Source organism: Cupriavidus pauculus (assembly GCF_008801835.1).
GTDB lineage: Bacteria > Pseudomonadota > Gammaproteobacteria > Burkholderiales > Burkholderiaceae > Cupriavidus > Cupriavidus pauculus.
On record NZ_VZOW01000016.1, the window covers coordinates 1 to 11551 of the forward strand.

The 11551-nt window shown below is 66.2% G+C and carries 6 protein-coding genes; 2 read left to right on the forward strand and 4 right to left on the reverse strand.

What is annotated here, in order from left to right:
* Positions 1–539, forward strand: a 539-nt coding sequence (locus F7R19_RS17090) for a DUF1120 domain-containing protein (RefSeq protein ID WP_150981378.1), incomplete at its 5' end; no start/stop codon positions are given.
* A 161-nt stretch (positions 540–700) separates the two neighbouring features.
* A complete protein-coding gene (surE, locus tag F7R19_RS17095) occupies positions 701–1480 on the forward strand; it encodes a 5'/3'-nucleotidase SurE (protein ID WP_150981379.1) in 780 nt (259 codons plus the stop codon).
* Positions 1481–1656: 176 nt separating this feature from the next.
* On the opposite strand, the gene treY is transcribed toward surE, so the two are convergent.
* The 4 genes from treY to F7R19_RS17115 all read right to left on the reverse strand — a co-directional run bounded on the left by treY (position 1657) and on the right by F7R19_RS17115 (position 10906).
* Positions 1657–4350 carry a malto-oligosyltrehalose synthase gene (gene treY / locus F7R19_RS17100; RefSeq protein WP_150981380.1) on the reverse strand — a complete coding sequence of 898 codons (2694 nt, stop codon included), beginning with the start codon at positions 4348–4350 and terminating at the stop codon, positions 1657–1659.
* Positions 4347–6323, reverse strand: a complete 1977-nt coding sequence (treZ, locus tag F7R19_RS17105; RefSeq protein ID WP_407648935.1) for a malto-oligosyltrehalose trehalohydrolase — start codon at positions 6321–6323, stop codon at positions 4347–4349. The genes treY and treZ overlap by 4 nt, the downstream gene beginning before the upstream one ends.
* Positions 6324–6359: 36 nt before the next feature.
* A complete protein-coding gene (glgA, locus tag F7R19_RS17110; RefSeq protein WP_170292604.1) occupies positions 6360–7991 on the reverse strand; it encodes a glycogen synthase GlgA in 1632 nt (543 codons plus the stop codon).
* Positions 7992–8383: 392 nt separating this feature from the next.
* Positions 8384–10906, reverse strand: a complete 2523-nt coding sequence (locus tag F7R19_RS17115) for a glycogen/starch/alpha-glucan phosphorylase (protein WP_407648934.1) — start codon at positions 10904–10906, stop codon at positions 8384–8386.
* Between the last annotated feature and the right edge of the window lie 645 nt (positions 10907–11551).

Below are 11551 nucleotides of genomic sequence, written 5' to 3' on the forward strand. Positions count from 1 at the left end.
TGTCGAACAACGGCACGGTGGACTACGGCACGATTTCGGCCAAGAGCTTGAGCGCTACCGACGTCACCAAGCTGCCCGATCGTGACGTGACGATGACGATCAACTGCGAGGCGGCCACCAAGGTTGGTTTTTGGGTAAACGACAATCGGCAAGGAACAGCGTCCTTTATTTTGGAGGACATCGATCCGGCAGCGTGGGCTGTGTATCCCTTGGGCCTGGGTGCTGTGGACGGCAAGAATCTGGGCGCCTATGAAATTCAGGCCCGTGTCGCAGATGCGACGGCAGACGGCGCCGCCGTGGGCGACGTTGTGTATGCGAGCAACGCGAATTCTGGTTCTCTATCGGATAACGGAAACTATACGGATGTAAATTCGGTAGTGTCGTGGTCTGACACCGAAGGCGGCGCCCCGCATGCGTACAAGACCATCTCGCAAGTCCTTCGCATCGTCGGCGGCCTGAACAGCACGGCCAACCTGCCGTCGCTGACATCGAACGTTGAACTGGACGGTTCGGCCACGATCACGTTGGCGTACCTGTAATCGGCTTGACCCGGACGCCTCGTTGAAACCCGCATCGCAACGATGCGGGTTTTTTTTCGGCCGTCTGCCGCTGCCAAGCATTGGCCCCCAACAGTTTCTGACACGTGATTGCGCTACAGTTAGCCCCACACGATTTGTCCACTTCAATAAAAGGCTATCCGATGTCTGATTTTGTAGTCGATCGCGTATTGCTCACTAATGACGATGGTATCGACGCGCCGGGCTTGCGTGCGCTGGAGGACGTGGCGGCCGCGCTGGCGCGCGAGGTATGGATCGTCGCGCCCGAACATGACCAGAGCGGCACCTCGCATTCGATCAGTCTGCATGCGCCGCTGCGCATCGCCGCACACGGCGAGCGCCGCTTTGGCATTTCGGGCACGCCCGGCGATTGCGTGGTGATGGCCGCGCGCCAGATCATGCGCGACACGCCGCCAGACCTGATCCTGTCCGGCATCAACCGCGGCGGCAACCTTGGGCTGGAAACGGTCTTCTCGGGCACGGTCGGCGCGGCGATGACGGGCATGCTGCTCGGCATCCGCTCGATCGCGCTGAGTCAGGTGTTCACTGATCGCAACGCCGTAAAGTGGCATACCGCGCGCGCCCTGGCACCGGGCGTGATCCGCCAACTGGTGGCCACCGGCTGGAGCGACGGCGCGTGCCTTAACGTGAATTTTCCCGATGTGGAACCCGACGCAGCCGGGCCGTTGACGGTATCGCGGCAAGGCCGCGGGCTGGTCCAAGCTATCGACGTGCGCGCGCACGTCGATCCGCGCGGCATTCCTTATCACTGGCTGCAGTTTTCCCGGGCACCGCGCGCCGATGTGGACGACGCGGAGGCCGTGGTGGTGGCGCGCGGCGCCATCGCTGTGACGCCGCTGCAGTTTGAGCGCACGGCCGACGATGTTGCACGCGATCTCGCCGCCGCGCTCGGCGGGCGCTAGTAATTGCGCCCTCAGGTTGCAGACTGAGGATTCCGGCTTGCCTGTAGCAGATTCCAGGCACCAGTGTCGACGGGCGACGGGCGACGGGCGGCCAGGCCAGCGGCAGTCATGGGCCAGCGCCCCCGGCGCCCCCCTCATCGGCCGCCGCAGTCATCGCCCGAAATAGCCCCCAGAAATCAGCCGCGCCCCACCTCGGACTCACGCATCAACAGTGCCACCGGCAGCGTCGCAAACATGTCCTTGGCGCGCAACCACCCCGCATGCGACGTGAGGCTGTGGCCAGTCAGCGCGTCGGTCCATGCGCCGTCGCCCACGTGCAGGCCCGTATCGCGCCAGCATTGCGGTGGCACGCGCGGCAGGGACTGATCGACATGCCGCGCCGCCAGCCGCGTGACTGCCACCACCATCTGCACGTTGCCGCATTGCCGCGCAAACGCCAAGACGTTGTCCGCCAGCTCTCCGCTTGCCGATAGCGGCGTGTAGCTGCCCTGCGCGAACAGGTCGGGTTGCGCCTGGCGCAGCTTCAGCGCGCTGCGGATCAGTTGCTGCTTGATGCGGCCGTCCTGCCAGTGCGAGAGCCAGTGCGCCCAGCCCGCGCGGCAGTCGAGTTGCGCCTGCAGGCGCGCGTAATCCGGGGCACGCCGATTGTCGGGATCAACGAGACTGAAATCCCACGTCTCGTTGCCCTGATAGCGGTCAGGCACGCCCGGCGCGGTCAACTGGAGCAGCGTCTGCGCCAGACTGTTCAGCGCACCGGCAGGGCCGATCCGCGCGGCAAAGCGCCCGATCCGTTCCAGCACGCTGTCGGCCTCGCCGCTGGCCAGCGCAGGCAGAAAGGCTTCGCACGCGGCTTCGTATTCCTCGTCCGGATGCGTCCAACTGCCATGCCGCTTGGCTTCGCGAATCGACTTGCGTTGCCACGCCAGAATCCGCTCGACAAACGCACGCTGCGTCTCTTCCGATTGCAGTGCGAGAGGATCCGCTGGCCACGCGCCCACCAGCGTCTGATACAGCATCAGGCGGTCCACGCCATCGGGGCCCTTTGGCGATGCAATCAGCAGCGGCGCAAGTTGCGCTTCCCAGCTCGCCACGGCGTCGGCCCATTCGTCGGGCAGTTCGCTCAGTACTGCCAGCCGCATGCGCGCATCCTCGCCACGCTTGTGGTCGTGCGTGGCGACGGCCAGCATGGCGTGGGCGAATGCCTTGCGCCGCGCGGCCATGCGATCGTGAAAACGCGCCGGCGCCATGGCCAGCGTGCCGGGATCGCTGCCCACTTCATTGCGCGACAGCAGGCGTCCGTAGCGATAGAACGCCGTGTCCTCGGTCGATTTGGCGGCCAGCGCCGGCATCAGTTGCTGAAGCTTGGTGCGTAGCACGCCGGCGGGCGTGTCCAGCGGTGCGTCATCGCGCAGGCGCTGCACGATGAAATCGAGCGCCGCTGCTTCGTCGGGCGACAGATGCGCGCGCGCCGCGTTGGCTGCGGACGTGACCATGTTGTCGTCATCGGTGGCGTCCCGCTCGTCATCGGCGCAGCCATCGCGCCCGACGCTGGCATCGCCGTCATTGCCGGAAAGCGCGCGGACGTCATCACGCCCGGTGTAATAGCTGCGGTACACGGGAATCGCCGTCATGAAGGCCGACAGCGCGCGATGTAGCGCGTGACGGCTCAGGTCGCGCGTGATCGGCTGCGCACGGGCCGCGTCGTGCAGGCGCGTGCACAGCGCGTCGACTTCGGCCACCAGATGGCGCGCCAACACGCGATGGCGTCCGGCGCGCACTTCGTCGCAGAACTTGCGGTCGCTGCCGCTGATGCCCATCCACAGCATGTTCAGCCGTGCTTCGCCGCGCAGGTCGTGCATCACGGCGCTGACTTCGTCCATGAAGTCGTAGCCGGTCGTGCCGTCCGTCTGCCAGTCGCGCGGCAGCGGCTCGTTCTCGCCAAGAATTTTCTCGACCACCAGCCACGGATGCATCAGTGCCAGCGGCGCGGGCCGCCCGGCGCGCAACGTATCCAGACGCGCGCGCACGCGGCGGCAATAGCCTGCCGGATCGGCCAGCCCGTCGACGTGGTCGATGCGCACGCCGTCGATCCAGCCCTCGCGATAGAGCCGGAACACCAGCGCGTGCACCGCTTCGAACACGTCTTCGCATTCCTCGCGCACGCCGGCCAGATCCGTGATCTCGAAGAAGCGCCGGTAGTTAAGCGTCGCCGCGCCCGCTCGCCACCACGTCAGCCGGTAGTGCTGCTGTTCGAGCAGCCGGTGCAGCGCCTCGGGCTCGTGCGCGATGTCGTCGGAAATATCCTGACTGACGCTGGACTCGCACAGCGGCAGATCGAGGTCGCCATAGCGCAGGCTTGGCGCGCCATCGTCATGGCGCTGCACGGTCAGGGCGCCGGATTGCACGATGTTCCAGTATGGCTCGCCAAGGATCGGCAGCACCACCTTGCCGCGCAGGTCTGCGTCGGCGCACTGCCAGTCGATGTCGAAATAGTGCGCGTAAGGGCTTTGCGCGCCGCGCGCCAGCACATCGCGCCACCATGCGTTGTGCATCGCGTCGGCTGCCATGTGGTTCGGCACGATATCGAGCACGATGCCAAGACCCGCGGCGCGCGCGCGTTCGGCCAGCGCCAGAAAGCCTGCTTCGCCGCCAAGCTCGGGATTGATGCGCGTGAAATCGGTGACATCGTAGCCGTGCGTGGATCCCGGTCGCGCCGTGGTGATCGGCGACAGGTACAGATGGCTGACGCCAAGGCCGGCGTAGTAGGGCACCAGATCGGCGGCGTTGGCAAACGTGAATCCCGCGTGTAGTTGCAGCCGCGCCGTCGCGCGTGGCACGCCGGCGTGGTCCAGATCGGCGGATTGCGTCATGGCGATGTGTTGGGCGAATCGGATGCGGGATGCAGACAGGCGATGCAGCAGTACCCGGGCAGCGTGCCCGCAGTCAGCGACGCGATGGCACCGGCCTGGCTGGCGTGCAGCATCTGCCCGCCATCGCACTCCACCTGCACCGGTGCTTCGCCCAGATTGAGCCAGATCGCCAGATGGCTGCCGTCGCCCATGCGCCAGCGCGCCACCAGTGCCTTGTCGGCAAGCGGCGTGACGCCGGCGGTGCGGCAATCGCGCAGACGCGGCACGATTTCGTGTCGACGAATCGACAGCAGCTCGCCGTAGTAGTGGTTCCACGCGCGGCAATAGCCGTCGGTGTCGTCGCAAACGGGGCGCGACGCGTCGAAAGTTTCCAGTGCATTCGGGTCCGATATCTGCGCCGCGCGTGCGTCGTCGCGGAAGGCGCTCGACGCGGCGAATTCGCGACGGCGTCCGTCGCGCACCGCTTGCGCCAGTTCGGGCGGATGATCGGTGAAGTACAGGAACGGCGTGCGAGCGCCGTGCTCCTCGCCCATGAAGACCAGCGGAATCTGCGGGCACAGCAACTGCAACGCCACGGCGGCGCGCAGCGCATCGGGATCGGCCAGCGCAGCCAGCCGTTCACCAAAGGCGCGGTTGCCGGTTTGATCGTGGTTCTGCAGGAACATCACGAACGCTGTCGGCGAAAGCCCGGCGCTGCGCTTGCCGCGCCGTACCTCGCGCCCTTGCGTGGGACCGTCGGCGTCGCCGCTGCGGTGCGGTGAGACCTCGCCCTGCCACGCGAATCCTTCGGACAGCACGCGCGCCAGATGATGCAGCGCCGGCACGCCGGGTTGTTGAGTGCGCGCGGCGCCCGGCAACGGCGCCTGGTATTCGCGATAGTAGCCGTCATGTTCGTCCGTCAGCAGCACATGCAGCGCGTGATGGGCGTCATCGTTCCATTGCGCGTCGAATCCGGCCTGCAGCAGGCTCGCGTCGTTGTGGTCGTTTTCCAGCACCAGATGGATATGGCGATTGGGCAGGCATTCGCGCAGCGTGGCGGCCAGCTGCGGCAGCCAGCCTTCGTCTTCGATCGCGTGCACGGCATCGAGACGCAGGCCGTCGAAGCGGAACGATTCGAGCCAATAGCGTGCGTTCTCGCCGAAGAAGCGACGCACTTCGGCGCGGCGGAAATCGATGGCGGGGCCCCACGGCGTCTGCCGGTCCTCGCGAAAGAAGGCGCTCGCGTAGCGATGCAGGTAATTGCCTTCGGGGCCGAAATGGTTGTAGACCACGTCGAGCAGGACCATCAGTCCCAGGCCGTGCGCGGTGTCGATCAGCGTGCGCAGATCGTTCGGGCTGCCGTAGCTGTGCTGCGGCGCAAACGGCAGCACGCCGTCGTAGCCCCAGTTGCGCTGGCCCGGAAACTCCGCCAACGGCATCAGCTCGATGGCCGTAAAGCCGAGCGTCGCCAGCCGCGGCAATTGCGCGGCGGCGCCGGCGAAGCCGCCATACAGGCCCACGTGCATTTCATAGATCACGGCCTCCTGCCACGGCCGGCCGCGCCATTCGGTGTGCTGCCATGCGAAGTCGTTGGCCGGACTGTCCGGCGAGCACAGCACGCTGGCGCCGTGCACGCCGTCCGCCTGTCTGCGGGACGCAGGATCCGGCACGATGGTGCCGTCGTCGAGGCGGAACCAGTAGCGCGCCCCGTCACAGCATGGCGCCACCGCTTCGAACCATCCGGAGCGGGCTTCGACCATTGGCACGGGCGCCATGCCAGCCACTTCCAGTCGCACGGTCTGGCCTTGCGCGGCGGCGTCGGGCGCCCACAGGCGGAACCGCACGCGGCCATCGGCGAGCCTGACCGGGCCGAACTGATACGCCTGGGCGCTTTTGTCGCCGCATGGCAGCAGGCGCGCGTCGGCGCCCAACGTCTGCCAGTTCGGGGGAGGCGCCACACCGCCGCGCGGCGGCATGGCGGGGACAGAGCTCATCATGATGCGCTACCTCGGGCAAGAGTCCGGCAAGTTTCAGGCGAGCGTTGCGGCGGGGCCGGGGTCGGCAGCGGACAACGCCGCCGTGTCCGGCACGAGCACCGGGCGGCGCGCGCGGGCGGGCGTGGGGCGCACCGGCACGGTCCCGATCCTCTCGGCTTCAGCTTCGGCATGGGCAGGCGCCACCGGCAGACCGGCCAGCGCTGGCGACAGTGCGCCATACAGCGCCAGATACTGCTGCGCCGGCGATTCCCAGCCGAAGTCGCCTTGCATGCCGCTGCGTTGCAGGGTGCGCCAATGGCGCGGGCGGCCATACCAGCCTAGTGCACGCGCGATGGCCACGCCCATCGATTCGACCGATTCGCCTTCGAACACGATGCCGTTGGCACGCGCCAGCGGACTGGTGCCGTTGCCCACATCGCGCACGGTGTCCGCCAGGCCGCCCACACGCGACACGATGGGCACGGTGCCGTAGCGCATCGCGTACACGGGCGTCAGGCCGAACGGCTCGAAGCGGCTGCCGTGCAAAAGCGCGTCGGCGCCCGCATGCAGCAGATGCGCGTCCTCCTCGCGATAGCCGATGGTCACGCCGACACGTCCGGGATGGCGCTGCGCCAGCGCACTGTATGCCGCTTCCAGCGCCGGGTCGCCGCAGCCGAGGACCACGAACTGCACATCGTCATGCGTGGCCAGCGCCTGCTCGATCGCCGGCAGCGCCACGTCGGCCATCTTCTGATGCGTCAGCCGGCTGCCCATGGCGATGATCGGGTGGTCGGGGTCCTGCGGCAGACCGTGGCGTGCCTGCAGCGCTGCCTTGCATACGCGCTTGTTGGCGATGCTGCGCACGTCATAGCGCTGCGGCAGCAGCCGGTCGGTGGCGGGCGACCATGCATGGGTATCGATGCCATTGGGAATCGCGCCCAACGCCGCCGCGCGGTGGTTGAGCAAGCCATCGAGCCCATGCCCGAAATGCGGCGTCAGGATTTCGCGCGCATAGGTGTGGCTGACCGTGGTGATCCGGTCGGCATAGCGGATGCCGGCCTTCAGGAAATTGATCTTTCCCCAGAACTCGATGCCGTCCGGCGTCAGGCAGCTTGCGGGCAAGCCTATACGTTCGGCGCACTCCATCGGGAACACGCCCTGAAACGCGAGGTTGTGAATCGTGCAGACGCTGGGAATGCGCAGGCCGCGCAGATGCATCAGCAGCGGCGTCAGCGCGGCATGCCAGTCATGCGCGTGCACGAGGCTCGGCACCGGCAACGGCGTCTCGCCAGCGGCAATGGCCGCCGCGGCGTGCGCCAGCGCGGCAAAGCGCTGGGCGTTGTCGCAGTAGTCGCGGCCGGTGGCGTCCACGTAAAGCGAGCCAGGCCGGTCGTACAGCGACGGGCAATCGAGAAAAGCCACGCGCACGCCGCTATCGGGCATCAGCCCCAACAGCAGCCGCGCCGGACTATGTCCGGGAGGCAGCGCCATCGGCAGTTGGATCGTGCCCAGGCTGCGCACGTCGCGCGCCGCGGCAATTGCGCGCGGATAGCCGGGCATCAGGATGGTGACGTCGGCGCCGCGCTGCGCCAGTGCCTGCGCCAGCCCGCCCACGACATCGGCCAATCCGCCGGTCTTGGCCAGGGGCTGCGCTTCCGCCGCGACAAACAAGGTGTTTGCGTTCAAGGTGAGACTCCCGCTCATTGCTGTTCTGTTCTATTTGGGACGTGCTGCCTGCGGCGTCGGTGACGGCGCGGCGTACAGCAATGCGAACTTTGTGCCAGCTTGCGGCGGTGCAAAATGCAGTGCGCTTTCCTTATGCCGTCAACGGCGGACGCCGCGCGGCAGAGCGGACGACAAGGTCTCGGATGTATAAGCTGCTGGCGCTGTTGTAGAAAGTGCAGCGCCGCGCCGGCGAATGGGCCACCTCTGTAAATGTTCGCCGCGCCCTGGCGCGGGAGGGAACAAAGCTTCAGAACCGATGCAGTGGCGTGCGAGGGGGCGTGCGAACGGGCGTGCGAAAAAGCTGTGCGCATCGGCGTCCGGGATCGAGCACCCGGACGCGCATCCGGCGCCGTCTACTTGCAGCGCTCGCTGAATCCGCCGCTGGCTGGCTCGCCTGGATCGGCGGGGCGATGCGGCCCCTGCACCTGGCCGCTCGAGCGTCGCAGCAGGCAAACCGGCACGGCGTTCACATGCCATACGCGCTCGGCGTATTCGCGAATCGCACGGTCGGACGAAAACCGTCCCGAGCGCGCCGACGACAGCACCGACATCCGCTGCCAGCGCTGCGTATCGGCATAGGCCGCCGACACCTCGCGCTGGCACTGCAGATAGGATGCGAAGTCCGCCATCAGCATGTACGGATCATGCTGCAACAGGCCGTCGAACAGCGGACGAAACACCGCGGCATCGCCCTTCGAGAAGAAGCCGTGCTGGATCAGATCCACTACCGCGCGCAGTTCGGGGCTGCTGTCGTAATAGTTGGCCGGGTGATAGCCGGCCGCCTTGAGCGCGTAGACCTCCGTGGCATTGAGGCCGAACGGGAAGAAATTCTCCGCGCCGATGGCGTCGCGCAGTTCGATATTGGCGCCGTCCATGGTGCCGATGGTCAGCGCGCCATTCATCGCGAACTTCATGTTGCCGGTGCCTGACGCCTCCTTGCCAGCCAGCGAAATCTGCTCGGATAGATCGGCCGCCGGATAGATCTTCTGCCCGTAGGTGACATTGAAATTGGGCAGGAACACCACCTTGAGCCGATCGCGCACCTGCGGATCGCGGTTGACCACATCGGCTACCGACGTGATGAAGCGGATCATCAGCTTGGCGTAGTGATAGCCCGGCGCCGCTTTTCCGCCAAACAGGAAGGTGCGCGGCAAGACATCGGCGTGCGGATCGGACTTGATCTGGTGGTACAGCGCGATGATGTGCAGCACGGCCAGATGCTGGCGCTTGTATTCGTGGATGCGCTTGACCATCACGTCGAACATCGATGTCGGGTCCACCGACACGCCGGTGCATTCGTGGATCAGGCGCGCCAGGTCGCGCTTGTTGTCGAGCCGCACGGCCTGCCACTGCTCGCGGAACGCGGCGTCCTCGGCAAAAGGCTCTAGCGCCTGCAGTTGGTCCAGGTCCTTGATCCAGCCGTCGCCGATGGCGTCACTGACCAGCCGCGTCAGGCGCGGGTTGGACAGCGCCAGCCAGCGTCGCGGCGTCACGCCGTTGGTGATGCTGGTGAACTTGTCGGGCCACATGGCGTGGAAATCCTGCAGCACGTCCTCGCGCATCAGCCGCGAATGCAGCTCGGCGACGCCGTTGATGGTGTGGCTGCCCACGCACGCCAGCCCGGCCATGCGCACGTAGCGCTCGCCCTGCTCGTTGATCAGTGACAGCCGCGCCAGCCGCGTCGCGTCGCCGTAGAAGCGGATGCGCACTTCGTCGAGGAAGCGCGCGTTGATCTCGCAGATGATTTCCAGATGGCGCGGCAGGATGCGGCGGAACAGTTCCACCGGCCACTGCTCCAGCGCCTCGGGCAGCAGCGTGTGGTTGGTATAGGAAAACGCGCTGCGCGTGATGTGCCAGGCGTCGTCCCACGCCAGGTCGTGATCGTCCACCAGCAGGCGCATCAGTTCGGCAATGCCGACGGCCGGATGCGTGTCGTTGAGCTGCACGGCGAACTTCTGGTGGAAGCGCGTCACCGGGATGCCGTGCGTGGCCAGCAGCCGCAGCATGTCCTGCAGCGAACACGCGACGAAGAAATACTGCTGCTCCAGCCGCAGTTCCTTGCCCTGCACGGTCTCGTCGTTGGGGTAGAGCACCTTGGTCAGGTTTTCCGAGGTGATCTTGCGGCTCACCGCACCCAGGTAGTCGCCCCGGTTGAAAGTGTGGAAGTCGAACGCCTCGGTGGCTTCGGCGCGCCACAGGCGCAGCGTATTCACCGTGTTGACGCGATAGCCGAGAATCGGCGAATCGAACGGCACGCCGACCACCGTCTTTTCCGGCACCCATCGCACGCGATAGCGGCCGCGGTCGTCGGTGTAGTGCTCGGTGCGTCCGCCCAGCCGCACCTGTACGGCCCATTCGGAACGCTGGATCTCCCACGGGTTGCCGTGACGCAGCCAGGTGTCGGTGGTCTCCACCTGCATGCCGTCGATGATGTTCTGGTGGAAGATGCCGTATTCATAGCGGATGCCGTAGCCGAGCGCCGGGATTTCGAGCGTCGCCAGCGAATCCATGAAGCACGCCGCCAGACGCCCCAGGCCGCCATTGCCGAGGCCCGGCTCTTCTTCCTGCGCCAGGATGTCGTCGAGATCGAGGTCGAGCGACGCCATCGCGCCGCGCACCTCGTCGACGATACCGAGGTTGACGAGGTTGTTGCCCAGATGCGGGCCCATCAGGAATTCGGCGGAAAGATACGCCACCGTGCGCGACGGCTGTGCCTGATAGGTCTCAGCTGTGCTGATCCAGCGCTGTACCAGCCGGTCGCGCACGGTATGCGCCAGGGCCTGGTAGAGATCGTTGCCGCTGGCATGACCGGGAAGCTTTCCCTGCGTATAAAAAACGTGATCGAGAAACGCGCGCCGGATCGTGGCGCTGGACATCGCGGTTCTCGTGTCGTCGCCCTGGTCATGCTGCGACCGGACTTCTTGAGCGGTACTGCGGTTTGCATCGGCATGGGCCGGCCAGAGCCGGGATGCATCGGTCATCACGTAACTCCTACACGAAAAGGACAAATAATCGATATCGATGGGCGCGGCGCGATCTTTCATGCTAGAAATCGTGCCTCCGGCGTCAAGTTACAGACTGCCGGTAAAGCTGGTATGAAAGCTGCTGCACTGACGATTCCATTTTTCACGTGAACGGCTGCGAGGCGCACCATGGCGAACCAGATTCCGCACGACCCCGTACGCAAGCCGGACCCCCGGCCCGACCAGAGTCCCGATCACGGCAAGGAAAAAGGGGATCAGCCGGCACGCAACCTGCCGGACAAGCATCCAACGCCGCCCTCGGCCACTCTGCGTGGGGCGCGTGCCGCGCGAGCGGTGCGACGCTGGTCGACCGCGCGCGGCGCGCATGCAACGTAAGGATTCCAGCACCCTTGGCGCGATCGTTGTACGAATTGCATTCGCGCTATCTGCGGATCGCGAAGCGCCAGCTATGATTAAAAGGCGCTGCCATGGGGGCCACGATAAAACCCGTTGCAGCCGTATGGCAAAGCGCCGCGGAACGCTGCGACGATTGCCGCA

What these genes read in the sequence shown, in the direction of transcription:
- treZ (WP_407648935.1), bottom strand. Translation starts at nt 6,323, where the DNA reads ATGAGCTCTGTCCCCGCCATGCCGCCGCGCGGCGGTGTGGCGCCTCCC.
- surE (WP_150981379.1), top strand. Translation starts at nt 701, where the DNA reads ATGTCTGATTTTGTAGTCGATCGCGTATTGCTCACTAATGACGATGGT.
- treY (WP_150981380.1), bottom strand. Translation starts at nt 4,350, where the DNA reads ATGACGCAATCCGCCGATCTGGACCACGCCGGCGTGCCACGCGCGACG.
- F7R19_RS17115 (WP_407648934.1), bottom strand. Translation starts at nt 10,906, where the DNA reads ATGTCCAGCGCCACGATCCGGCGCGCGTTTCTCGATCACGTTTTTTAT.